The 25,072-nt window shown below is 40.5% G+C and carries 20 protein-coding genes, 1 tRNA gene and 1 pseudogene; 13 read left to right on the forward strand and 9 right to left on the reverse strand.

Annotated features, from left to right (window positions below):
• Positions 1–119: 119 nt before the first annotated feature.
• The 6 genes from RVY80_RS01190 to RVY80_RS01215 all read right to left on the reverse strand — a co-directional run bounded on the left by RVY80_RS01190 (position 120) and on the right by RVY80_RS01215 (position 6,516).
• Positions 120–1,304: a MalY/PatB family protein gene (locus RVY80_RS01190; RefSeq protein ID WP_295190740.1), complete on the reverse strand. Its 1,185-nt coding sequence runs from the start codon at positions 1,302–1,304 to the stop codon at positions 120–122.
• Positions 1,305–1,374: 70 nt separating this feature from the next.
• On the reverse strand, positions 1,375–2,505 hold the full coding sequence (locus RVY80_RS01195) for a trans-sulfuration enzyme family protein (RefSeq protein WP_295193774.1): 1,131 nt from the start codon (positions 2,503–2,505) through the stop codon (positions 1,375–1,377).
• Between the two features lie 126 nt (positions 2,506–2,631).
• Positions 2,632–3,135 carry an ECF transporter S component gene (locus RVY80_RS01200; protein ID WP_317329318.1) on the reverse strand — a complete coding sequence of 168 codons (504 nt, stop codon included), beginning with the start codon at positions 3,133–3,135 and terminating at the stop codon, positions 2,632–2,634.
• A 539-nt stretch (positions 3,136–3,674) separates the two neighbouring features.
• A complete protein-coding gene (locus tag RVY80_RS01205; protein WP_317329319.1) occupies positions 3,675–4,988 on the reverse strand; it encodes an amidohydrolase in 1,314 nt (437 codons plus the stop codon).
• Between the two features lie 245 nt (positions 4,989–5,233).
• The gene (locus RVY80_RS01210; RefSeq protein WP_317329320.1) at positions 5,234–5,695 is read right to left on the reverse strand and encodes a hypothetical protein; all 462 of its coding nucleotides are present in this window, start codon (positions 5,693–5,695) and stop codon (positions 5,234–5,236) included.
• Positions 5,696–5,697: 2 nt separating this feature from the next.
• Positions 5,698–6,516 carry a DUF3100 domain-containing protein gene (locus RVY80_RS01215; protein WP_317329322.1) on the reverse strand — a complete coding sequence of 273 codons (819 nt, stop codon included), beginning with the start codon at positions 6,514–6,516 and terminating at the stop codon, positions 5,698–5,700.
• A 284-nt stretch (positions 6,517–6,800) separates the two neighbouring features.
• On the opposite strand from RVY80_RS01215, the gene RVY80_RS01220 reads away from it, so the two are divergent.
• From RVY80_RS01220 to RVY80_RS01240, 6 genes and pseudogenes are all read left to right on the forward strand, one after another.
• The gene (locus tag RVY80_RS01220; protein WP_317329323.1) at positions 6,801–8,657 is read left to right on the forward strand and encodes an ABC transporter ATP-binding protein; all 1,857 of its coding nucleotides are present in this window, start codon (positions 6,801–6,803) and stop codon (positions 8,655–8,657) included.
• Entirely contained in the window at positions 8,654–10,564 is a 1,911-nt protein-coding gene (locus RVY80_RS01225) for an ABC transporter ATP-binding protein (RefSeq protein WP_317329324.1), read from the forward strand. Before RVY80_RS01220 ends, RVY80_RS01225 begins: the two co-directional genes overlap by 4 nt.
• 484 nt (positions 10,565–11,048) lie before the next feature.
• Complete coding sequence (locus RVY80_RS01230) at positions 11,049–12,098, forward strand: IS30 family transposase (protein WP_317329326.1); 1,050 nt, start codon at positions 11,049–11,051, stop codon at positions 12,096–12,098.
• A gap of 46 nt (positions 12,099–12,144) precedes the next feature.
• Positions 12,145–12,303, forward strand: a pseudogene (locus tag RVY80_RS10185) (integrase core domain-containing protein); the annotation flags it as partial.
• An 18-nt stretch (positions 12,304–12,321) separates the two neighbouring features.
• On the forward strand, positions 12,322–12,639 hold the full coding sequence (locus tag RVY80_RS01235; protein ID WP_411040683.1) for an SDR family NAD(P)-dependent oxidoreductase: 318 nt from the start codon (positions 12,322–12,324) through the stop codon (positions 12,637–12,639).
• A 206-nt stretch (positions 12,640–12,845) separates the two neighbouring features.
• Positions 12,846–13,586 (forward strand): NADPH-dependent oxidoreductase, encoded by a 741-nt coding sequence (locus RVY80_RS01240; protein WP_317329327.1) that lies wholly within the window; start codon positions 12,846–12,848, stop codon positions 13,584–13,586.
• A 62-nt stretch (positions 13,587–13,648) separates the two neighbouring features.
• On the opposite strand, the gene RVY80_RS01245 is transcribed toward RVY80_RS01240, so the two are convergent.
• Positions 13,649–14,512 carry a DMT family transporter gene (locus tag RVY80_RS01245; RefSeq protein WP_317329328.1) on the reverse strand — a complete coding sequence of 288 codons (864 nt, stop codon included), beginning with the start codon at positions 14,510–14,512 and terminating at the stop codon, positions 13,649–13,651.
• Between the two features lie 559 nt (positions 14,513–15,071).
• Here RVY80_RS01245 and pflB point away from each other — a divergent pair.
• The 3 genes from pflB to pflA all read left to right on the forward strand — a co-directional run bounded on the left by pflB (position 15,072) and on the right by pflA (position 18,392).
• Positions 15,072–17,189 carry a formate C-acetyltransferase gene (gene pflB, locus RVY80_RS01250; RefSeq protein ID WP_295190202.1) on the forward strand — a complete coding sequence of 706 codons (2,118 nt, stop codon included), beginning with the start codon at positions 15,072–15,074 and terminating at the stop codon, positions 17,187–17,189.
• Between the two features lie 174 nt (positions 17,190–17,363).
• A complete protein-coding gene (gene grcA3, locus RVY80_RS01255; RefSeq protein WP_295190199.1) occupies positions 17,364–17,603 on the forward strand; it encodes an autonomous glycyl radical cofactor GrcA3 in 240 nt (79 codons plus the stop codon).
• A gap of 12 nt (positions 17,604–17,615) precedes the next feature.
• The gene (pflA, locus tag RVY80_RS01260; protein WP_295194092.1) at positions 17,616–18,392 is read left to right on the forward strand and encodes a pyruvate formate-lyase-activating protein; all 777 of its coding nucleotides are present in this window, start codon (positions 17,616–17,618) and stop codon (positions 18,390–18,392) included.
• A gap of 342 nt (positions 18,393–18,734) precedes the next feature.
• On the opposite strand, the gene RVY80_RS01265 is transcribed toward pflA, so the two are convergent.
• The gene (locus RVY80_RS01265) at positions 18,735–19,685 is read right to left on the reverse strand and encodes a 2-hydroxyacid dehydrogenase (protein WP_295190193.1); all 951 of its coding nucleotides are present in this window, start codon (positions 19,683–19,685) and stop codon (positions 18,735–18,737) included.
• A 264-nt stretch (positions 19,686–19,949) separates the two neighbouring features.
• On the opposite strand from RVY80_RS01265, the gene alr reads away from it, so the two are divergent.
• From alr to RVY80_RS01280, 3 genes are all read left to right on the forward strand, one after another.
• Entirely contained in the window at positions 19,950–21,062 is a 1,113-nt protein-coding gene (gene alr, locus RVY80_RS01270) for an alanine racemase (RefSeq protein ID WP_295190190.1), read from the forward strand.
• A 248-nt stretch (positions 21,063–21,310) separates the two neighbouring features.
• The gene (gene dcuC, locus RVY80_RS01275; protein WP_317329329.1) at positions 21,311–22,693 is read left to right on the forward strand and encodes a C4-dicarboxylate transporter DcuC; all 1,383 of its coding nucleotides are present in this window, start codon (positions 21,311–21,313) and stop codon (positions 22,691–22,693) included.
• Between the two features lie 238 nt (positions 22,694–22,931).
• A complete protein-coding gene (locus tag RVY80_RS01280; RefSeq protein ID WP_317329330.1) occupies positions 22,932–23,762 on the forward strand; it encodes a class I SAM-dependent methyltransferase in 831 nt (276 codons plus the stop codon).
• Positions 23,763–23,828: 66 nt separating this feature from the next.
• Here RVY80_RS01280 and RVY80_RS01285 read toward each other — a convergent pair.
• Positions 23,829–23,904 (reverse strand) — tRNA-Thr (locus RVY80_RS01285).
• A 426-nt stretch (positions 23,905–24,330) separates the two neighbouring features.
• Here RVY80_RS01285 and RVY80_RS01290 point away from each other — a divergent pair.
• Positions 24,331–24,942, forward strand: coding sequence for an acetate uptake transporter (locus tag RVY80_RS01290; RefSeq protein WP_317329332.1), 612 nt, complete (start codon positions 24,331–24,333; stop codon positions 24,940–24,942).
• The last annotated feature ends 130 nt before the right edge of the window (positions 24,943–25,072 follow it).

Here is a 25,072-nt window from a genome sequence, read left to right on the forward strand (position 1 = left end):
ATAGTAAAAGTCCCCGCTCGCTATGCAAGCAGGGACATGCATTTCATGTGTTTAATTCTATCATTTTAGTGGTTAAAGTCAATTTTCGAGTTTATATAATCAGTTATAGTTTTTACCTATTACAGTCCTAATGTATCATATGCAGCCTTGAGAGATTCTAATCCATCCACTAAGGTAGCTCGCGGACAGGCAACATTAATGCGTTCAAAATCTTTCCCGTCATCACCGAAAATGGCACCACTATCAAGCCATAATTTCGCATCATGCCACAACCACTGCTCACGTTCTGCAGCAGTCATACCAAGACCAGAACAATCAAACCATATAAGATATGTACCTTCTGGTTTATACACCTTAATTTTCGGCATATGTTCGGCAAAGTACTGCACTGTAAATTCAATATTAGCTTGAATATATACTTTGAGTTCATCAAGCCAAGGAGCACCCACCCGATAGGCCCCTTCCGCACCTACAAGACCCATGGTACCAACTTGGCTGTACCCGGCTGTGGCTACTTGTTTACGGAAACGTCTACGCAAGCTTGGATTAGGGATGAAAATATTGGAAATTTGTAACCCTGCAATATTAAATGTTTTGCTTGGGGATGTACAAATAATGGAATGATCTGCATAAGCACCGTCTAGACTAGCGAACACATGATGTGTATGACCTTCCCAAACGAAATCTGCATGAATTTCATCACTAATGATGATGACATTATGTTTAATACAAATATCACCTAATGTACGCAATTCTTCCTCAGTCCACACACGACCTACTGGGTTATGCGGATTACAGAGCATAAACAATGTTACATTATTTTCGATGATAGCCTTTTCAAAGGCCTCAAAATCGATGGTATATTTGTCATCGCCTCTCACTAATGGCGCATTAATGAGACGACGGTCATTATCCTCGATAACCTCGCTAAACGGATAGTACACCGGTTGTTGAATGAGCACTCCTTCACCTTCTTTGGTGAAAACTTGCACCGCCATGGCCAAGGCCATAACGATACCTGGTGTCTTCACTAGCCAGTTAATGTCTGGAGTCCAGTTAAAACGTGTAGTAAACCAGTTAGCTACGGTATCAAAATATTCTTCATCCGACTCTGTATATCCAAACACGCCATGATTCACGCGTTCTAATAAAATTTGTTTCAATTCTGGTGGCACTTCAAAATCCATGTCCGCCACCCAGAATGGTTTAATATCTGCCGGACGTCCACGGCGAACAGCAAAATCGTATTTCAAACTCTTTGTATGTGTGCGATCGATGATGGCATCAAAATTATATTTACCCATATTGTTTCTCCCTATCGTGGAAATCATTTAAGAAAACGCGTGTGCCTTGGCAACACGCGTTTTACACTTATTATTTATTAAATGCTTGTGCTAAATCAGCAATCAAATCATCAGTATCCTCGATACCTACAGATAAACGAAGTAAACGACGAGTGATGCCTTTACGTTCTGCATCCTCTGGTTTAAGGTCTGGATGTGTTTGGGTCACAGGATATGTTAACAAGCTTTCTGTACCGCCAAGACTTTCAGCAAATTGGATAAGCTCAACACCTTCCAAGACTTTTTTAGCCGTTTCCTCCGTATCTACCTCGAAGGATAACATACCACCAAAACCAGTAGTTTGCGATTTGTTGATTTCATAGCCTGGATGTTCTGGCAAACCAGGGAACAACACTTTCGTAACCTTAGGCTGCGTCTTCAACCATTCCGCTAAGGCAATGGCATTTTTTTGATGTTGTTCCATGCGAAGTGCCAATGTCTTGACGCCACGGATAACAAGCCAACAATCCATAGGGGATAAACAAGCCCCTATAGTTTTAAAGGATAAGCGCAATTTTGCGGCTAATTCTTCATCTTTCACAATGACGAAACCGGAGATAACATCATGATGACCACCAATGAATTTAGTACCGCTATGGATAACGATGTCAGCCCCAAGATTCAATGGTTGTTGGAAATAAGGGGATAAGAATGTGTTATCCACGATAACTAAAGCGCCGATATTATGAGCTATTTCAGACAACTCGCGCAAATCGGTAATTTCCATCATTGGATTTGTCGGTGTTTCAATATAAATACCTTTTGTATTAGGTTTAATGGCCGCTTTCACAGCATCTAGGTCAGACGTACCTACATAGGTGAATTCGATGCCGTATTGCTCATAAATATTAGTAAACATACGGATAGAACCACCGTAGAGATCATCGCCAAGAATCAAATGGTCGCCTGGTTGGAACAAATGCAATGCTCCATCGATGGCAGCCATGCCAGAGGAGTACGCAAATGCATCGGTACCGTCCTCAAGGGCAGCAATCAAATCTTGTAAACGATCCCGTGTCGGATTAGACTCGCGCGTATATTGATAACCTGGGGCGCCCAATTCTGGATGGGCAAAGGTAGAGCTCATATAAATAGGGTGGGAAATTGCACCTGTACTATCTGGACCACCACTAGCGTGTACACATTTTGTTGAAAATTTCATAATATTTATCTCCTCTATCTCAATACATTAGTAATTATCACATTATCTTTATAAAATACTCTGGCATATACGCTATCGCATCATCTTAGTACCGTCTAAATACAACTTTGATGATATGACTTACTATTAACTACGCATGCGACTTTCAATAAGCAACGCAATCACAATACCTAGTATGGCAGTGATTAACTGTGGCCACCCCATAGAAAACAATATAGCTGTCATTAATTTTTGAGGCACCTGAAAGCTCTGAAAAAACAGTAAAAAACCTGTATATAGGGCCGCAGCTCGTATGACAGAGCTACAAAGGACAAGTCCCAGCCTTGATCTATGTTGCCAATACTTCACCATCCAAACATAAAGGGTACTTCCTATAGCTACGATAGGAATAAATGGCACCATTGGCAACATGCCTTGCATATAGGCTACAAATGGTGTTAGCCAAGCAATAATCAATCCATTTTTGACACCGTATCGCCAAGTAGCTAATACCAAGCTAGCAGAAACGATGGAACCAATCAAGAACATACTCACTTGATTGGGAATGAAAGGAAAGAATATGCGCAAACTCTGTGCTACCAGTGCAATGGCCAATAGCATGGCTGTGCCAGTTATAGTTTTTGTAGACATCATCGTCTCCTTCAATACTAGTTATGTTCACACTCTTTTTTAAATGCTCTATCATTATAACAATAATAATTATATATTGATATATACTTTTACTTTATGATGTCTTATAGGTAATTCCTATATCACTGCTAGACTATATAAATCTATACTGAATACGTGTAACCATGCCGTTAATAGTGTCAAAAATCCATCTATATACATCACAAAATTAACTTAGGAAATACATCGTCACACTCTATATCTGGAGATCAGATGTAATCTTAATTTTTTATTCACACTTTAGGCATTGATTATTCATATTTTTCTTGTATTATCTAGATATCCCCTTTAAACACACACAAACACACACACACCGAAATAGGACTTGGCTGGGGAGCCAAGTCCTATTTCACTTTTATAAATACATTATACTCTATAGCATATAAACCCTGATTATATCTACCTATACAAAACCAAATACCCACTCTACATTTAATTCCCACAATTAAAAGAGATTAAATAAATTACAATTTCTAATGTAGATTGGGTAATTTTTAATGCTATTGACTGATACTTTCAAGAGTCTTTAAATACTCATCCTTTGTAAATACTGATTTAAATCTTGCAAGCACAGAGTCTGCCCCCTGGCCTTCATCATAAAGCAGATCTACGATAGTCATAGCTAAGGCTTGTGCGGTTTTAATAAAGGCAACATCATCATTTTTAATGGAATAGTCTGCCCCATGCAACACGCCATGAATACAGCCTACCCACGGATGAATAACTGGCATAATATGAGATACATCACCCATATCAGTACTACCTGCCATATGCGCACCATAATATACATTGTCCTCACCAAATAATGGAATAGAATTAGCTTTCAAAAATTCATTCATTGTACTATCGTTACGCATTGGCAAATAACCAGGCAAATCATTGATAATTGTATCTGCACCAACCGCATCACCGCCTGCACGCAATGCGCGATTAACCCGTTTATTACCATCAATCATAGCTTGTACATTAGATGCACGTACATAAGATTCCATGGTAACTAAATCAGGCACTACATTTACTAGATTGCCACCACTATTAATAATAGGATGGAAACGGAATGCATCCGTGTCCTTAAAGGTATCTCGAATGGCATTAACCCCCATTACGCCCATCATAGCCGCTTGTAACGCGTTAATTCCTTGATCAGGGGCCGCTGCCGCATGAGCCGCTTTGCCATGGTATTCAATTAATTTTCCAATGAAACCATTAGAGGTAGTTCCCAAACCCATTTCGCCTGTTTCTGTATTAGCATGCTCCACATGCATCTGCATGGCCATGTCAATATCATCAAAGGCACCTTCATGAATCAGTTGCTGTTTTCCTCCTAAATATCTAATTTGACCCTTTTCACGCAAGGTGTTGCGGAAATCAATCTCAACATATTCTTCAGCAGGCACAGCAAACAACACGACTTCACCAGCCAGCGCCGCAAGAACCCCCGTCGCTTGTAAACCTTTTCCTACGGCCAACATATTCGCAATTTGTATATTATGACCGCAACAATGAGCAGCCCCAGTCAATGGATCGGCCATCGGATGTTTCGCATTAATGATAGCATCTAGCTCACCAATCATAGCTATTGTTTTACCAGGCTTGCCGCCTTGCATTCGTGCCTTTACACCCGTAATAGCATGACCTGTAGTAAATGGTAATCCCATCTCAGTAAAGGCCTGTTGTACCTTGGCTGATGTTTTTATTTCTTTATATCCCAATTCTGGTTCTTTCAAAATAGATTCAGCCACACTACGAATAAATGGTTGTGCCTCTACGATGGCATCGCAAACTCGTTGTTTTACTTTTTCTTTTGTTAACATATATGCCTCCTATGATTTAGCAAAACCTATAGTAAATATAAGTCCCCCTATCATCAATAATGGTTCTGAGTTTTTCATAAATCCAGATACAACCATCAACAATAATCCAATTATTACAAACCCCGTATCCCACCTAAACATCCAAATTTCCTAACAGGTTTAGCGCTATAGTAATGAAAGCATCTCCGATAGGAGATGCTTTCATTATACATGTACTAAATTACATTAGTACATAAGTTCTCATATTAAATCGTGCCCTCAAGGTGAAGTACAATTTCTGCCACAATAGATGCACACAAGAATGTGCCAGTAGCTACCGCAATCCCTACAGGGATGATACGCCAAGACAAACGACGGAACGCATCAAGATCTTTACCAAGGGATAGACCTGCATATGCCAATACAGGTGTAGTACATGCCAAGAATGTAACTTCTGAGGCTTGTTTTGTAATCCATTCACTACCAGGAAAGCCAGGAATAGACATTACAACACCTACCAAAGATACCCAGAATACCATTGGGAAACGGTTTAATGTTGGCAAGAAGGATAAAATAGCCCCGATTAATGCTACGCCAGCAATAACAAATACGCCTATCATGCTTGGGCCCAATAGATGTTTTCCATCCATAATGTTACCAAGACCAGTAATAACAGTCGCAATCACTAGGACAAATAAAAAGTGTTGAATTTTTTGTACAATTGTCATGATTACGCCTCCTTATTGGCTACTTGCTCTTTAGCATCAGCTTCTAAATCTTCTTCACGAGTACGACCTGTAGCCAAGCTGTAAGCTTTTTCCATAACAGGTAGAGAAATGAATAACGCAAAGTATACGCCAATAACAGTCGTTAACAAGTTTGCTGCGCCTGCTAAGGCAACAACCTCTTTTGCATGATCTGGGTAGTTAGCCACAATCGATCCTGTACCAGCCGCCATCATAGAAGCACTACCGATACCGGATCCCATTGCTAATGCATAAGGATGCAAGATGTCGAGGCCGGACACAAAGCCAGACAATACAGAAATCCACATAGCACCAAACAGTGTACCGCAAATGTACATGCCCATTACGCCACGTCCCTCTGGCGAGTCAAAACCATATTTATCAGTGATGATGGCAATATTCGGCTCACGGTCGATGGAATAACAAGCACCCACAGCTTCGCGACGCATCCCCACCAGCAAGGCCACTGGTAATCCAAATAAAATAGTGCCCAAGAAGTGACCTAATTCTTGAAGAATCAGAGCCCAACCAGAATTCAAGATAATTCCAAGATTTGGACCAATACCTAAACCAATTTTAGCCATCAAAATCATAATTGCTACATTTAAGTAATCTGCAGAAGCCACCATTTCCTCTTCTGTGATTAATTTCAGCTTAGGAATGGAAATAATAAAGCCAAGTACTAATGAGTACAATAATGGTAAGAATACCATTAACCCAAGCTTTTGAATCCCAATATACTCTGCTATTAATGTAATTAACAGCGTAAGTACATGGATTTTCCAGTTTTTTAGTAAGTTCATAATGCCTCCCACATACTAATAAAAATATACATTGTCGCTACCCTACGACTGTTTCATTATAGCCGTTTGTATCGTGCGCTGTCAATCGACACTTGTGCATTTCTAATTCCTTTATAAGCATTTAAAACCCGCTTATTATATAGTCTGAAAGAGTTTATCTTACAGCATATTGACCATACACTATAGAGAGACTTTCATCATAATTGTTCGTCCAAGTCTTATAAAAAAAAAGTTATGCTATAATATATTGTATTAATTTAAACAGGTTTATGAAAGGACTCATAATGAAACAACTATGTGCCTATCTATGGCCACTCAAATGGCCCGTCTTAGGCGTTTTACTATTATCACTATTGCATATAGGCGGGGCCCTCACGGTACCAACCCTAACAGCATCCATCATCAACGAAGGGGTTCTCAAAGGAAATCTTGATATCATAGAAACCTATAGTTTCTATATGGTTGGTGCCTCATTGATTACCGTAATCGCCGCTATTACTAGCGTCTATGCCAGCTCGCACATTGCGGCACGCATCAGCCTTGTCATGCGTGAACAGCTAGTAGCAGCACTCCAAAAATTCTCCCTCACCGATTTCTCACACTTTGGTACAGGAACCATATTAATGCGCTCCACCCGTGACGTGGAAAAAATTCAATCCGTCCTATCTGAGGGCTTAAACATGGTCCTCCCAACGCCGCTCATGATTTTCGTAGGCCTAGGTCTTACATTCTACAAAGATTACTATCTAGGACTCATCATCCTCACGTTGATGATTATCATGACCGCCTTGATGCTCGTTATCCAACAACGGGCCCTTCCCATTGTGAAATCTGTGCAAATCAAGCTGGACGAAATCACGGACCTCGTACGCGATCATATTCTTGGTATGCCTGTCATCCGTGCATTTAATCGGTCTCATGATGAAAATGCTCGCGAGGTAGAGTCCTTTTCTACTATGGCAAGCCTCAATATTAAATTACATCGCACCTATGCGGTAGGACTTCCCAGTATACTCATGATTTTCAACATGAGTACTGTCGTCATCCTTTGGGTCGGTGGCTATAGTGTTGTGGACGGCCGTATTCAGGTGGGTGATATCATCGCCGTTATCGAATATGCCACACAAATTTTATTGGCCCTTATCATGTCCATCTTCGTGTTATTGGATATTCCAGAGGCTATCATCTGTTACCAACGGATTCAAGAATTATTACATCATCATGGGGCAACCCGTAATGAAAGCTACGCTAAAGAGGCAAATGCGAATATGCCTGGCACAACTGATACAGATGTTATCGCAAATGCAGCTGACACAGCTAGCACATCTGACGGCGCAACTATCACTAGACCTATCGTAACTAGTTCCTCGTTGACCTATGATGCCCCCCTCCTTGAGTTCCAACACGTTACCTTCCGTTATGACAATGCAGAGGCACCAGCATTAGAGGATATTTCCTTTACAGTACATCACAGCCAACATATTGCCATTATGGGGGATATTGGTTCTGGAAAAAGTACTATTGCCAACCTCATCCCAGGACTCTTTGATATCGAGTCTGGTGATATTCTATTAAATGGTATTTCCATTTATAAACAGCCTATTGAACAGGTACGTGCTCAAATCGGTTATGTACCACAAAAGGCATATCTTTTCACTGGTACTATCGACATGAATTTGCGATACGGTGTATATGGTACAAATTTACCAGATATCACTAAGGCAGATATGGATCGTGCTTGTGCCATTTCACGAGCCGATGAATTCATCGGTAAATTCGAAGATGGCTATGAGCATCAGCTTTCACAAGGGGGCACAAACCTATCCGGCGGACAACGCCAGCGACTAGCCATGGCCCGCGCATTATTACGCAAGCCAAGTTTATTCATATTCGACGACAGTTTCTCGGCCCTCGATGGCACAACAGAGCGTTATGTGCGCCAAGCCATTGCCGAAGAAATGCAGCACGGCGCACGTCCTGCACTCATCTCGGTGGAACAAAAGGTCAGCGCCGCTAAAAAGGCGGACGCCATTTTAGTCATTAACCAAGGCAAGGCCGTTGGATTTGGCACACATGAGGAATTACTCGATAGGTGTGATATTTACAAGCAAATCGTAGCCTCTCAGGAGGTGGAAGCATGAAATTAATCACACGTTTTCTAAGCGAATCTCGCGAACAATGGTGCTTCCTGGGAATCAATATTCTAGCCCTTATTATGGCGGCCATCTTTGAAGTGTCAGCACCAATTTATCTTGGTAATATTGTGGATGCTATTGTCAACGGCCTCAAAAACTCCGAAAACATGGAGGCCATTCTACACGTCGCCAACAATACGATTTTGATTTTAATCGGTCTCTATTCAGGCCATGCTATTTGCACCTACGCTAGTGAATATATCATCTCTGGCATTGCAGAAAAGATGGTACTGAAATTGCGCAAACAAGTAAGTCAGCAATTTTATGTGGTCCCTATTTCCTATTTCCATAGCCACAATCGAGGCGATTTATTGAGTCGTCTCACTAGCGACTTGGACAATGTGGCAGAAACGCTGCGTGAAGGTATCCCAGGGCTCATTTCCTCTATCATCGGCATCGTCGGTGCCGTAGTTATGATGATTTGGATTAGTCCTCTCCTCGCTAGCATCATCATTGGTGTCATCGTCCTAGGTATCACCACACTCTCTGTAATGGCAAAACGAACACGTACGGTCTATCTACGAAACCAAGAGGCCCTTGGCGCCTTTAACGGCGGTGTAGAGGAACTGGTGACGGGCAAGGCCGTTGTGCAAGCATTTGGTCTTGAGCAAGTGACGACGAATCAACTCGACGAGCTCAACAGCGAATTATTCGTACGCATGCGCCAATCTGGCTTTGTGGGGCAACTCGTGATGCCACTAGTGAATTTCATCAACCAAATCAGTTATGTCCTCGTAGCCATTCAAGGGGGCCTCATGGTTGTCCGTGGCACCATTACCCTCGGTGATATTCAGGCCTTCTTCCTCTATGTGACACAGATTTCTGATCCCATATCCCGTAGTTCCTATATTTTAACAAAACTACAGGAAACCCTCGCTGCCCTCGGCCGTATTTACGAGGTCATTGATGTAGTGCCGGAGGCAGATACGGGAACTGTGGAATTACAGGTTCCTTCTAGACCTAGTAATTGTGAAAGTTCTGCTGGAGCTAGTGTAGGCGAAACCGCCTCTTCACTCACTTCTGACGCTGATGCTCTATCACAATCAAATGATGCTCCATCGGCATTCCCAATAACTGGTGCCGCACTCCCAAAAACTGGCGCCGCGCTACCAAAGACTGGTGTCATCGAATTCAACCATGTGGCCTTTGGTTACAGCCCCGACAAGTTATTGATGAAGGACCTATCCCTCTCCATTCCTGCCGGTAGCCTCGTGGCCATCGTTGGCCCAACTGGCGCTGGTAAAACGACACTAGTGAACCTCATCATGAGATTCTATGAAATCAACAGTGGTTCCATCACCATTGATGGCGTGAATATTCAAGATTTAACCCGTGAAAGCCTCCATAAAACGGTAGGCATGGTATTACAAGATACATGGATTTTCACAGGCACCATTGCAGATAATATCGCCTATGGCAAACCGAACGCTACAAGAGAAGAAATCGTCAACGTAGCGAGCCTAGCCATGGCAGATCATTTCATTCGTACATTGCCAAACGGCTATGATACAGTATTAAAAAATGGCGCTAGCGACCTTTCACAAGGCCAACGCCAATTAATTACCATCGCTCGTGCATTCCTAGCGAATCCAAGCATTTTAATTCTCGATGAAGCAACAGCTAACGTCGATACCCGTACCGAAGTAGAAGTACAAAAAGCCATGGAGCAACTCCTACAAGGGCGCACAAGCATCGTCATCGCCCATCGGTTGTCTACCATTAAGGATGCGGACTTCCTACTCGTTGTGGATAACGGCGATATCGTAGAACAAGGTACCCATGAGGCGCTAATGCAGCGTGGAGGATATTACAGCGAATTGTATAAGGATTACGCGCTAGGTATGAGCGTGTAAAGAAAATGCTCTTAGTAGCGTGTTCTGGTTCCGAACGCCTTCGGCGTAAGTCACCATCACATCGCTACTAAGAGCATTTTTCTTTCTACGGGGGATGTGGAGTAATTTTTATACAATTCACCACATCTACACCGTTGCAGACTGCATTAGTGCCTCTATGGATACACTGTAACATTAAAGGGGGGACTGTTGAAAAACTACACACCGCTGAGAAGAATGTATCTCTTTTACTGGTAAACAGCCTATTCTGGCGATGTGTAGTTTTTCCGAGTCATATATGTAGTACGTGTGTTAAATATGAATAGTTTGCGAAGTAATGTATCCTTAAATATAACAACTAAATACATTAACAGAATAATAGTTACTCTATTTTTTTCGTAAATTGTAGAATGAAATTGAACACTAAAACTAAATAAAAAGATCCATAGGATTACATCAATGGTAAAATTAAGTTACGACACAAAATTAACCGGAGGCAATCACTATGGACTACCTAAATAATACCATTAATACCCTACCTCGCGAAAGAGGACAACACTTAAGATTTGAAGATCGATGCGAAATCAAAGCGCTCCATAAGCAAGGTTACTCTTATCGCCAGATTGCAAAAGCACTTAATTGCTCACCTAGTACTGTGGGCTACGAATTAAAACGTGGCACTGCAACTAAGACGACACATCGAGGCAGACCAACAGAGTATGTACCTAGTCGAGGTCAAGCCGTTTACTATGAAAACAGAAAACGTCCCGGTCGTAAACAGCGCATTACGTCTGAAAGTCCATTTGCTATTTGGGTTGCAGAGCAAGTTAAAAAAGCTAACTGGTCATTAGACGTATGTGCTGGCTATGTTAAGAAGCATAATCTGTTTACTGAAGAGGAACTTGTATGTGCTAAAACGCTGTATAACGCCCTTAATCAATCACGCCTACCATTATCCCTATTCGATGTACCAGAACTGCTTAGTCGTAAAAAATCAAAGCCTAAACGAGCAAAGAACGTACGCATCTTTGGCCGAAGTATTGATGAACGACCAGATATCGTTAAGCTACATCTTGAGATTGGTCATTGGGAAATAGATACTATCGTTGGTAAAGGTAAAGAGGCGGTGGTACTAACTTTAGTAGAGAAAGTAACGCATAAATTCATTGCTATTAAGATTCGACGTAAAGATGTAGCATCTGTAAAAGCTGCTTTACGTAGTCTCAAAATATATTATGGATCACAATTTCCTACTGTATTTAAAACAATTACAGCAGACAACGGAACTGAGTTTGCGGAATTATCTCAGTTAGAACGATATGGTATAATGGTATATTTTGCTCATCCATATAGCTCTTATGAGAAAGCTCAAAATGAGCGTCACAATCGCATTTTCAGAAAGTACGTACCTAAAGGAAAGTCTATCGAAAACTACTCTGCTGAGCAGATTCTCTGGTTTGCAGAGGATATGAATTCATTACCTAGAAAGTCCCTTGGGTATGATACGCCTGATGATTTATTTGAAGCTTATTTAGATATCGTCTATGCAGCTTAAATTATTTGGTTAAAGGTGTTCAATTTGAACTTGCAATTTTAGGACTGAATTGATTAATACTAATCAGTATTTTAGTACTGAACATTTACAAACAGATATTTCTAAGTTTGCGCATTTATGGTATAACCATAATAGGCCTCATAGCTATAATGGCTATAAGACGCCTTTTGAAAAGAGGTTTGAAATAGACAATAATGTTACCTAGAATCTATAGCAGAACACAATGATGGACACCAATGTGAAAAGCCTCATTTACGTGTCTCGCACGGTGTTGCCATTCATGGTAGATCAAAATTCTGTCCACGTATTGAATATCGGTTCCACCGCTGGTGCCGGTGCCTATGCAAAAGGCGCTGTATACTGTGCCTCTAAGGCTGCTGTTAAAACCATCAGCGACGGCATCGAAGCCCTTCAGGCAGAGGACATTGCCAATGCCGTTGTGTACTGCACAAACCAACCTCGTCGTGTACAAATCTCTGATATCACGGTCATGGCAAACCAGCAAGCAACCAATAATATGAAGCATAAGGTTACAACGTAACAATCAGCATAGCAATTCCCTTTAAAATAATAGGTTATTTACAACAAATTTGATTGCCCTATATTCCTATACGAGTAAGTGCCATAATAAACACATCGAAGAAGTTCTATGAAATATATATTAGAATTTAAACTCTATGAATATGCTCTATGAATGTTCTCTTTGAAATTCAATAATAAATCACTCATTGATAAGGAGGTTCCCCTATGAATCCTATCGAAACATTATTAGACCACAAAACCATTCGCGAATTTAAACCAGAACCAGTACCTGCTGAATTATTGCAAACACTAATCGATGTGTCTAAACGTACTGCATCTAGCCAAGGATTACAAGCATATAGTGTTATCCGCATTACAGATCCAGAATTAAAATCTGCTATTTCTAAAGTAGCTAGCCAAGAATATATTGCTCGTATGCCTGAATTATTCATTTTCATTGTAGATGCATATCGCAACTACTGCATCGGTGAGGAACAACATAACGCAACAGATGTAGCATACGGCGGTGATACATTCTTCCAAGGTTGGACTGATGCCTGTCTGGCCGCTCAAAGCCTAGTAGTTGCAGCTGAACTCAATGGCCTTGGTACCGTGTTCCTTGGTTCCATCTTGAACGATGCACCAAAAACAATCGAGTTATTAGGTCTTCCAAAATATACATTCCCTGTAGTAGGTGTAGGCTTTGGTGTACCTAATGTAGAACCTCAATTAAAACCTCGTATCCCTACGGAATACACTCTCTTTGAAAACAAATATGTAGCTCATGAAGATTACATGGAATTGCTCAAAGATTATGATGCTGAAATGGCTGAATACTATGATACTCGTAACATGAATCGCAAGGTGGATTGCTTTACAAAACAAGTAGTAACACGATTCAACAATCGTCGTGATGTTCGTGAACAAATCGGTGATCAAATTCGTGCACAAGGATTTACAATTTAATCTAAACTTCGCATTTACATAAAAGAGTGGATCTCAAATGAGATCCACTCTTTTATTCTTTATTAACGATATTTATTGAACAAATACAATGAGCCTAAAATAACAATCCCACCAATATATAACCCACCATTTGGTACCTCACCAAGCATAAAGAAACTAACAATAGTAGCTACAACTGGTGATAAATATAGAAAATTAAGCACATCTGATGCTTTATCGGCCGTCCCCAAGGCATAACTCCACAGACCATAGCCAAGTGCACTGGAACACAATCCTAGGTACACTAGTAAAGCTACTGGCTCTAATGGCATTGCTTGAATCAGTCTAAAACCGTCTGGTAAGTAAGGTATCCCTAAGATAGCCCCCATTACCATACTCCATGTCGTCATATCTAAAGCTGTATAGCCTCGTTGACCGAAATATCTCATCAATACATTATAGACAGAAAACATCATTACAATAATAAGGATGAGAAAAGAGCCTACTTTCACCTCAAAAATACCATCCCATAACATGACGATAGCCACGCCGAGAAAGGCAGTAAAGGTATATATCCATCCTTGTATGCTCATAATTTCCTTGAACACGACACGCAATAATAGCGCAGTCATTAACGGTGTTAACGCCACTAATACACTTGCCGTTCCAGAAGGTATTGTCTGTAGCCCCATATTAAATAAAATCTGGTACCCAATATTTCCTGTAATACCAGCAATAATGAAATAGAACCATTCTACCCCTCTGGGTTTGCGCAATCCTCTCAATAAAGAAACGAGATATAATGCAATAGCACCGATACAAATGCGGACTGCCGCAAGGTGAAATGGATCTATATATTGAACCACATAACGCGTAAAGGGAAAGGCCGTAGCCCATACAGCAATGGTTCCTAATGCTGCAATCATAGCCTTATAATGATTTGTCATTGTATCTCCTTTCCGCTTCACTTGATACATAAGACAAGTCACTAAGTATCTATATCACCTGTATATAGATACTTAGTGATAAACAAAACTTTACAATATATTGTCTATCATAACACTACTAGCCCACATTGCAAGGAAATACGTCTCTTAAGAACTATAAATTATAATCCCTTGCTTACATATTTCTAGCCATCCATTCCAACATAGCCTTATATCTGTATCTATTTTATCTATATAACGATATTTACTATCATTTAAATACAATAACAGAATGGTTTAATCCATATATACCATATTTCCAATTTTTACATATTCTATATAATAGAAAGTAGTAATTTGTTAATTATACTCCATAAAGCCCAATAAAACTGTAGTTATAGCTACACTTTTAATTTCTTTACAATTTAGGACCTAAGGAGCTAGATTTTATCAATTTATATATTTTCTGCATAATCAATATTAAAAATATATATCATATTCTTCTTGTAATCGTAAATTTTTTCAATTACACTTAACTCATAGAAATCTTATAGTTATATCCATTATATGGAGGTGCAAAATGCAAAATACTGCATGGCAAGACTTTAACACAGGTGTGTGGGATAAAGCAGTCGACGTACGTGACTTTATCCAGCGTAACTATAACCCCTATGAAGGGGACGATACATTCTTAGCTGGTCCTACTGAAAGAACTACTAATTTGTGGAATCAAGTCCTTAAACTATATGAAGAAGAGCGTGAAAAAGGTGGCATGATTGACGCAGATACAAAAATTGCGACTCACATCACGGCACATGCGCCTGGTTATATCGACAAAGAACTAGAAACCATTGTCGGTTTACAAACAGATAAACCATTAAAACGTGCTATGTTCCCATACGGCGGTTTACGTACAGCTAAAATGGCATTACAAGAGTACGGTTACGAAATGGATCCTGAAACAGAAGAATTTTTCCATTTGCACCGTAAAACTCATAACGATGGCGTATTTGATGTATATACGCCTGAAATGCGTGCAGCTCGTTCTGCCCACTTAATTACAGGTCTACCTGATGCATACAGCCGAGGCCGCATCATTGGTGACTACCGTCGTATTGCTTTGTACGGTATCGATTACCTCATCGAAGACAAGAAAAAACAATTCGACACAACTATGGGTGATATGACAGCTGATTTGATGCGCGACCGCGAAGAAATCAAAGATCAAATCCGTTCTTTGAAAGAACTAAAAGAAATGGCTGCCTCCTATGGTTACGATATCGGTCGCCCAGCGAACGACGTAAAAGAAGCTATCCAATGGTTATACTTCGGTTACCTTGGGGCCATTAAAGAACAAAATGGTGCAGCTATGTCCATCGGTCGTAATAGCACATTCCTTGATATCTACGCTGAACGTGACTTGAAAAATGGTACATATACAGAAGAACAAATCCAAGAATTTGTTGACCATTTTATCATGAAATTACGTATGGTCCGTTTTGCACGTATCCAAGAATATAATAACTTGTTCACTGGCGATCCAGTTTGGACAACTGAATCTATTGGTGGCATGGGTACTGACGGCCGTACATTAGTTACAAAAACTGCATTCCGTGTATTGCATACATTGACTAACCTTGGCCCAGCTCCAGAACCAAACCTAACAGTATTGTGGTCTCCACGTATGCCAATCGGGTTCCGTCGTTTCTGCGCTAAATTATCCATCGCTTCCTCCTCTATCCAATACGAAAACGATGAATTGATGCGTCCTAACTCTGGTGATGACTATGCTATCGCATGTTGTGTTTCCCCAATGCGTGTGGGTAAAGAAATGCAATTCTTCGGTGCTCGTTCCAACTTGGCTAAATGTTTGCTATACGCTATCAACGGCGGTGTAGATGAAAAAATCAAAAAACAAGTAGGGCCTAAGTATCGTCCAATCACATCCGAATACCTCGACTTTGACGAAGTATGGGAAAAATATGATGACATGATGGAATGGCTAGCTGGTGTCTATGTTAACGCGTTGAACATCATCCACTATATGCACGATAAATACGCTTATGAAAAACTAGAAATGGCACTTCATGACCGTAAAGTAACTCGTTGGTTCGCTACTGGTATTGCTGGTCTTTCCGTAGTAGCCGATTCCCTTTCCGCTATTAAATTCGCGAAGGTTAAACCTATTCGAGACGAGAACGGCATCGCTGTAGATTTTGAAATCGAAGGTGACTTCCCTAAATATGGTAATGACGATGATCGCGTAGATAACCTAGCTGCTCTCGTTGTTTCCACATTCATGAATAAAATCCGTAAACATCCAACATACCGTGAATCCGTTCACACTATGAGCTTGTTAACAATTACTTCTAACGTAGTATACGGCAACGCTACTGGTTCCACTCCAGATGGCCGTAAAGCTGGTGTAGCTTTCGCTCCTGGCGCGAACCCAATGCATGGCCGTGACACACACGGGGCTATTTCTTCCTTAGCATCCGTTGCAAAAATGCCTTGGCGCGATAGTGCAGACGGTATCTCCAATACCTTCTCCATCGTTCCAGATGCATTAGGTAAGTCTGGTGAAACATTTGTAACGTTAGGCGATTTAGATATCGACCTTGATCCAAGCCAGTTACCAAATTCCAATGGTAACTTTGCTTGTAACGAACCAAATGTTCCTATAGATGAAAGCAAATAAAAGCTTTCACCCGCCGATGATTCCACCCTATTGATCACGGCTATGCTCACATCTATTGGTGATGACTCGGATATATTGGGACTATTATTAGTCTTTCACAGAGAATGCTGTGGAGGCTTTCACCAGCGGAGGCATTCCTAGTTTACTCGTTTGATTGAAAGGAGGATTTTTCCCATGAGCAATCAACAACAAATCGATAACTTAGTTGAGTTATTAGATGGTTATTCCCAAAAAGGTGGCCATCATTTGAACGTTAACGTGTTCACTCGTGAAACATTATTAGACGCTCAAAAACATCCTGAATTGTATCCTCAATTGACAATTCGTGTATCCGGCTATGCTGTGCACTTTAACAAATTGACTAAACAACAACAGGATGAAGTTATTTCCCGTACATTCCATCAAGCTATCTAATCGAGGTATCCTATGAACGGACGTATTCACTCGGTAGAAACGATGGGTACGGTTGATGGGCCAGGCATGCGCATGGTGGTATTCCTACAGGGATGCCCCATGCGTTGTGCCTATTGTCATAATCCCGACACGTGGGACGTCAAGGGCGATTTCCAGCTGATGTCCGTCGAGGATTTATGGCAGCAATTCGAGCGTAACCGCCAATTCTACTCAAACGGTGGCATCACTGTCAGCGGTGGGGAGGCGCTCATGCAAATTGAATTTGTGACTGAGCTGTTCACCTATTTCCGGGAAAGAAACGTCCATACCTGTTTAGATACAAGTGGAATTTGTTTTGATCCCCACCAAGAGGTGGCCTACCGACAACTATTAGCAGTAACCAGCCTAGTCATCCTAGACATCAAAGATATTGACCCAGAAAAACATCAATGGCTCACCGCACAACCTATTGAGCCTATCCTAAATTTTGCACGCCTCACCGCCGAGGTGAACACACCTATTTGGGTGCGTCACGTCGTGGTACCGGGCATTACAGATGTGAAAGAACGTCATTATCGTCTTGGATTCTTCCTCGGTTCATTGAATAATATTCAAGCTGTCGATTGTCTACCTTATCACGTCATGGGCGTTTCCAAATATAAGGAACTGGGCCTAGACTATCGCCTAGAAGGCGTACCAGCAGCCACAAAGGCACTCGCTACAGATGCCTCTAAAACAGTAGTAGAAGGCATCAAAGCCTACCGGCGTCACTGGTGGATTCCCATCAAAACAGAACATTCTATGTCATAATCAAGTATTTGGGGAGATTTTCTCAACTATTATAAATATCCCGCAACAATCTAGAACCTTGATCTATGATACGACCTTGTAAAGCACTATTATATGGGCCCATCGGCTTGTGTAATAGTGCTTTTCTGTATCTCGTTTCTCCTTTCCATAAGTAGTAAATAAAAGTAGCATGCGGACTCCCACGCATGCTACTTTTCATGTTTCTATGCAAATTAATAATCTATCCATTACTAACAAAAATAGCGCCATTTTCTCGGTGCCATTTTCATTATAATCATATATATTTGTCAGAATTATTATCCGATGACAAAATGATTAGACCACGGCCAAACTCACCCTAAATTAGCTCACTACATTCACAGGTTTACCTTCGAAGAATCCATGGATATCATCGGAAATAATACCTACTAGACGTTGGCGAGTTTCAAAGCCCTTCCACCCCATATGTGGTGTGATGATAACATTCTCTAATGTATAAAGAGGACTATCCTCTGCTGGAGGTTCTACTTCTTGTACATCAAGGCCAGCACCACCAATAGCTTTATTTTGCAATGCTTCAATCAAATCAGCTTCATTAATCAAAGCGCCACGACCAGTGTTAATAATGAACGCTGTTGGTTTCATCAAGGAAATTGCTTTTTTATCAATCATGTATTTTGTTTTGTCATTCAATGGGCAGTGTAAGGAAATGTAGTCACTTTCACTCATCAAAGTTTCAAAGGATACATAACGGATACCTTCGGAATCTTCTTTTGGTGTGCGAGTATGAATCAAAATATTCATGCCCAATGCACGAGCTACTTTGATAACCTCTAATCCTATATGTCCAGCACCGATGATGCCCAAGGTTTTACCGTTAACCTCTGTATGAGGTACTTGTAGATGTTTTGTAAAATTACTACGGTCCCCACGCGCTAACATGGCAATTTGTTGTTGCATAGTGGAAGCCAAGTTTAATAACATCATGATAACTGTATGGGCTACACGTTCAGTACTGTAGGCAGGAATATTACACACCGTAATCCCATGGCTACGAGCCGCATCAAGATCAATATTATTATAACCTGTGCCCGCTTCTACAATAAGTTTTACAGTATCAGGAAATTGCGCCATCAGTTCTGCTGGTACTGGATATTCCTTAGTAACAACAGCAGTTGCGCCTTGAATACGTTCGATAAATTCTTCGTTTGTACTATTTTGATATACTTGCACATCATCGGATAAGATGGAAAAATCCAATTGACCATCAAAATCCATTTTACCTGCATTCACAACTACTACTTTTTGACTCATATTAGCCTCCTATGAACGGTACTATATCACTTGTATAACAGAATTGTATTTATATATTTATTATACAGCATTTACTCAATAAAACTATGATGAGTTTAACAAAATTGATGAGTTATTTAAGTCTAATTTGGGCAAAAAACTATTGTTAATTCCTGTAAAAGCGGTACAATAAAGTATACAATTAATATATATAACTATTCATCAAAATCTTAGATGACGATAGATAATCATAAATACATTCATTTTAAATAATTAGGAGTCATTATGAGACCTACCTATTTAACAATAAACACCTCACTTGTTCGTGAGAATTTGCGCAAAATCAAAGATAGCTTACCCGAATGGAGCACCAGCACCGCGGTTATCAAAGCCAACGGTTATGGCCACGGTAGTGTCATGATGGGCCGTATTGCTGTTGAGGAGGGCTATGAATCCCTTGCTGTGGCTATACCTGAGGAGGTTGTCCCTCTTCGTAATGCCGGTATCATGGTACCAATTTACCTGCTCGGTTTGACTCGCCCTCAATCCTTTGAACTCGTAGCGGATACCAATTGTATCCCTGCCGTTTGTGAAAGCACCGACTTTGAAGCACTTCAAAAGGTAGCTGATAATCATGATATAACTATTGAGCTCGCCGTAGCAGTAGATACGGGGATGCACCGTATCGGTATTAATCCAGACAATGCCATAGACTTCATCAAACACATCGATCAATATCCAAATTTACATATTGATGGTTTCTTCTCCCATATGTCGAATGCCGATGCGGCAGACCAAAGCCATGCCCATGGACAGGCTCAAAAATTTCATGCCATGGTTGATGCTATCCGCGCCTTTCGTCCAGATGAAGAATATCGTTTTTCCCTCGCCAATAGCGCAGGCTTACTTTCCGTTAAGGATAGTCTTTTTACAGATGCCCGTCCTGGCATCATTCAATATGGCATTATGCCTTCTCTCGATGTGCCAAACCGATTAGGATTAAAACCAGTTCTCTCACTTCATAGTGAGGTTGTACACGTGCAGCACTTACCCGCTGGTGAAGGAATTGGTTACGGTAGTACCTATGTAACACCGCGCCCTATGACGATTGCTACTATTCCAATGGGCTATGCTGATGGCTATCCGCGCAGTTTGTCTAACCGAGGTTCTGTACTGATCCATGGTACGCGTTGCCCAGTAGTGGGCCGAGTGTGTATGGATCAATTTATGGTAGCTATTCCTGACGAACTTACCGTTGTCCCTGGTGACAAGGTCGTTCTCCTCGGTGCCCAAGGACATGAAAGCATCACTGCCCTTGAAATTGCAGCATTAGCTAATACAATTCCATACGAGATATTTTGTGGTTTCTCGGAACGAGTACCGCGACAATATATTTAATCAAAACGTCTACTTTAATACTAAAAGCTTCCATTGCCAACGTGTAATGGAAGTTTTTTATTATCTACATATATCATATTTATTATGCATATTTATAATTTATAGTATCTCTAGAGGACATTTTATTGTATAATTTATATGTATATAAATTATTTGTATTTATTTTTAGTAGGCAAGTACAACTTTCACCATTGGGGGCGTAAATCTGGTGCTAGTATTGCCTCATGTTGTGAGAGGAGTTTTTCACTATGAACATTCTGATTTCTCTGATTGTCATCCTCTGGGTAGGGACGCTGATTTACAAAAAGTATAAAGCGCAAGCTGTACTATTGTTAGGCGGTATGATTCTTATGACCACTGCCATTTTACTCGGCTATGATTCCCCACTAGCGGCAAAAGCCCAAACGGGTAGTTTTTTCTTTGATATGTATGAATACATTCGTTCCATATTCAGTAGCCGTGCAGCAAAACTAGGTCTCAATATCATGGCCGTTGCTGGTTTTGCTCGTTACATGGACCATATCGGTGCCTCTCGTGCCCTCGTTAATTTAACAATCAAACCATTGTTGGCATTAAAATCCCCATACGTAGTATTGAGTGCCTGCTGGGCTCTTGGTATGGTTATCGGTTTGGCCATCAATAGTGCGTCTGGCTTGGCTATGTTATTGATGGTTACTATGTACCCAATCCTAATTGCTCTTGGTGTAAGTAAACTATCTGCTACTGCAGCTATCGCTACAACTCTTTGCTTGGACTGGAGCCCTAGTGACACAGGTACTATCTTCGCCGCTGAACTTGCTGGCATCGATCCTGTAACCTACTGGCATTCCTACCAAGTACCTGTTGCTTTATGCGTGTTCCCAGTAGTTGCTATCTTGCATTATTTGACTCAAAAATACATGGATAAACGCGATGGCCACATCGTACAACCACAAGTAGCTGGAACAGTTAATACAGATAATGTAGATCAAAGCAAAATCGAAGATAAAGCACCTGCTATCTACGCAATTCTTCCTATTATTCCATTAGCATTAATTTTATCTTTCTCCGATCTTTGGATTACTACAATTAAAATGAATATCATCGTAGCGATGTTCGTTGGTACAAGTATTGGTATGGTATTCCAATGGATTCGTACTCGCAGTGGCAAAGCAGCCCTCGCTGATCTTCAAATCTTCTTTGATGGTATGGGCTACCAAATGGCCAATGTAATTTCCCTAATCGTTGCTGGTGAAACATTTGCCAAAGGCCTTATGGTTATCGGTGCTATCGATGCTCTTATCCAAGGCTCTCAAACATCAGGTTTCGGTGGTGTAGGTATTACTCTAGTTATGATTAGTATCATCGCTATCTCCTCTGTAGTTATGGGCTCTGGTAATGCACCATTCTTTGCATTCGCCAACCTCGTTCCAAATATCGCCGCACAAACAGGCGTGGCTACAGTAGTTATGATTCTTCCAATGCACTTTATTGCCAGTGCAGCCCGTGCGATTTCTCCTATTACAGCAGTTATCGTAGTGGCATCTGGTATGGCTGGTATCTCCCCATTTGATTTGGTAAAACGCACGGCTATCCCAATGATTGGCGCTTGTATTACATTGGTTGTGGCTAACTTCGTATTATTCTACTAATCATAGACCCACAAATTAATGGGTATATAACCATTTAACAATCACATATTTCCAGTGTTTACTGGCGTAAAAAGGAGGTCATCATGGTGACCTCCTTTTTGTTGCGCCTATGAATTATATAGGTAAATTTTATATCGAATTTTATTGATTTATTATGGTAGATATCATACTATAGTAGTAAATGAGGTTTTATCTCATTTATATTAGTATAATTAGCGTATACGCTACTGGAGAATATATGAAAGAAACTACTATTACTGAATTATCCTATTCTAAAAAAGAGTGGGGCCAAGAACAACAATCTTGGAGTACTCGCTCTGAGTTCTTCGTTACTTTACATGACCGTGAGGATCGCAAACAACAAGTTGTAAACTTCTTAGCATTCATTAATGAACATAATCTATTACCCGTACCAGCTAATGAATCCATTCGCACATTAGATATTGGTTGCGGTGTTGGTGACTATGCTTTAGGCCTTTCACAAGAAGGTTATCATGCACACGGCATTGACCTAGCCACAGGTATGGTACAGGGTGCTAAACAAATTGCTGATAAAGAACAAACACTTCTTACCCTCTTTATTGGACCTTGGTCAGAAGAATTACGGCAATCACAAAATTGGGATCACGCCTTTGATTTGGTGTATTCAATTTTCTGTCCAGTCATGTTAGATTTCGATAATCTGGCAGCCATGACAAAAGCAAGTAAAGGTAAATGTCTATTATTAGCCTTTGCTGACCGCAAGGATACTATCGTTGAGTATTTGCGTACTATTTTTGTACCAAAACAAGATCTTCCTATGGATGCTAATACTGATGCCATTATTGATTATATTAAAACTATTGGCCAGAACGTAGAAGCTACCTACCAGGTTGCCACTGAAAGAGAATCCCTTGATATCGACAAAGCCGTAGAGTACTTTGCGTTACGTGTCATGGATGATTTTGATGGTACCAAAGAAGAACTATATGCCAAGCTAAAAGAAGCTTTGGCGCCATTCACGAAAGAGTCTATCGTAACCAATGAGACGGAGGATACAATTCTTTGGTTGAGTTGGGAACCGAAATAAAACTGAATCACTAAATAAAAAGTAACCACTAGAGCCCTATACTCAAGTGGTTACTTTATTTTTCAATGGAGCTGATGGGCAGGATTGAACTGTCGACCTGTTGTTTACGAAACAACTGCTCTTCCAACTGAGCTACACCAGCATTTATGAAAATAATTCTACTCCTGTTATGCCAAAATTGCAATACCTATACCCTAGTAGCACAGATTGGTCTCACTCAAAAATACAGTAAATTTCTATAAAAATGAAAATTTCATTATATATATTCAAAATTGAGGTGTTATTTAGAACTTTCAACATTGCAAAATCAGTCTTATTGCCATAATCCTTATCTAATTTCTTCGAAATCTCCACCTCTACATTATGAATTATAGGAATATCTAGTATGTCAAAAACGTTGATTATGACCTTAAGTTTTTGATACAGTTATACCAATAGTGTATTAGTGCTGTATCTAGTATTAAAGTCAATTAAGGGACTGAACGAAACATCATATTAGAACATAATCATACTAGATAATGGCATTATGTAGTTGTGTCCACATAACTAGTGGAGAAAAGAGGTTCTTATGGAAAACCAAGTTAGAAAAGTTGAAATGAGTGAGACTGTTGCTGATCCGACAGGATTAGGTTTATTAGGTCTAGCAATTGTATGTTTTGTTGTATCTACCTCCCGCGTCGGATGGTCTGGTCCAACTACATCGGTCATTATTCCTTGGGCAGTATTATTAGGCTCCTTCGCCCAGATGATTGCTTGCTATTATGATTTCAAAAAAAATAACCCCTTTGGCTCCGTTGTATTCGGTGCATACGGTCTATTCTGGTCTGCTATGGCCGGCGTATGGCTTATTCAAATGGGTGCCTTTGGCCCAGAATTAGCAAAAGGTTTTGATGTAACACAATTGGCTTTCGCCTTTGTAGGATTCCTAATCTTCTCCATCTTTGGTACTATCGCCGCCCTCAAAACAAACAAGGTTGTATTTGCTATTATGTTCCTTATTTGCTTTTTATTTTTCGGTCTAGCTACCGATTTATTTCTCGGTGGCCGCACTTGGTTCTTTAGTCTCGCTGCTTGGTCCGAACTATTCATCTCCTTATTGGGATTCTACGGTAGTGGTGCCGTTCTCGTAAACAAGGTATTTGGCAAAACTGTATTCCCATTGGGATCTGCCATTCTATAATGGACTTTTAACCTTCACAGCTTCTTAAAGGGATTCTATAACAATTAGGTCTACTAAAATTATATCTGTGAAAGCAAAAACAGGTGCCCTCTCACGAGGAGCACCTGTTTTTTACTTATACGTGTATGAA

It is taken from the genome of Veillonella absiana (assembly GCF_032970865.1).
Classification (GTDB): Bacteria; Bacillota; Negativicutes; order Veillonellales; family Veillonellaceae; genus Veillonella; species Veillonella absiana.

Excerpts from the sequence above, each read along its gene's own strand:
- alr (WP_295190190.1), top strand. The coding sequence starts at position 19,950 with ATGAGACCTACCTATTTAACAATAAACACCTCACTTGTTCGTGAGAAT.
- RVY80_RS01205 (WP_317329319.1), bottom strand. The coding sequence starts at position 4,988 with ATGTTAACAAAAGAAAAAGTAAAACAACGAGTTTGCGATGCCATCGTA.
- RVY80_RS01280 (WP_317329330.1), top strand. The coding sequence starts at position 22,932 with ATGAAAGAAACTACTATTACTGAATTATCCTATTCTAAAAAAGAGTGG.
- RVY80_RS01200 (WP_317329318.1), bottom strand. The coding sequence starts at position 3,135 with ATGTCTACAAAAACTATAACTGGCACAGCCATGCTATTGGCCATTGCA.
- RVY80_RS01220 (WP_317329323.1), top strand. The coding sequence starts at position 6,801 with ATGAAACAACTATGTGCCTATCTATGGCCACTCAAATGGCCCGTCTTA.
- RVY80_RS01290 (WP_317329332.1), top strand. The coding sequence starts at position 24,331 with ATGGAAAACCAAGTTAGAAAAGTTGAAATGAGTGAGACTGTTGCTGAT.
- RVY80_RS01240 (WP_317329327.1), top strand. The coding sequence starts at position 12,846 with ATGAATCCTATCGAAACATTATTAGACCACAAAACCATTCGCGAATTT.
- RVY80_RS01215 (WP_317329322.1), bottom strand. The coding sequence starts at position 6,516 with ATGAACTTACTAAAAAACTGGAAAATCCATGTACTTACGCTGTTAATT.
- RVY80_RS01195 (WP_295193774.1), bottom strand. The coding sequence starts at position 2,505 with ATGAAATTTTCAACAAAATGTGTACACGCTAGTGGTGGTCCAGATAGT.
- pflB (WP_295190202.1), top strand. The coding sequence starts at position 15,072 with ATGCAAAATACTGCATGGCAAGACTTTAACACAGGTGTGTGGGATAAA.
- dcuC (WP_317329329.1), top strand. The coding sequence starts at position 21,311 with ATGAACATTCTGATTTCTCTGATTGTCATCCTCTGGGTAGGGACGCTG.
- RVY80_RS01190 (WP_295190740.1), bottom strand. The coding sequence starts at position 1,304 with ATGGGTAAATATAATTTTGATGCCATCATCGATCGCACACATACAAAG.
- RVY80_RS01210 (WP_317329320.1), bottom strand. The coding sequence starts at position 5,695 with ATGACAATTGTACAAAAAATTCAACACTTTTTATTTGTCCTAGTGATT.
- RVY80_RS01225 (WP_317329324.1), top strand. The coding sequence starts at position 8,654 with ATGAAATTAATCACACGTTTTCTAAGCGAATCTCGCGAACAATGGTGC.
- RVY80_RS01230 (WP_317329326.1), top strand. The coding sequence starts at position 11,049 with ATGGACTACCTAAATAATACCATTAATACCCTACCTCGCGAAAGAGGA.
- grcA3 (WP_295190199.1), top strand. The coding sequence starts at position 17,364 with ATGAGCAATCAACAACAAATCGATAACTTAGTTGAGTTATTAGATGGT.
- RVY80_RS01245 (WP_317329328.1), bottom strand. The coding sequence starts at position 14,512 with ATGACAAATCATTATAAGGCTATGATTGCAGCATTAGGAACCATTGCT.
- RVY80_RS01265 (WP_295190193.1), bottom strand. The coding sequence starts at position 19,685 with ATGAGTCAAAAAGTAGTAGTTGTGAATGCAGGTAAAATGGATTTTGAT.
- pflA (WP_295194092.1), top strand. The coding sequence starts at position 17,616 with ATGAACGGACGTATTCACTCGGTAGAAACGATGGGTACGGTTGATGGG.
- RVY80_RS01235 (WP_411040683.1), top strand. The coding sequence starts at position 12,322 with ATGATGGACACCAATGTGAAAAGCCTCATTTACGTGTCTCGCACGGTG.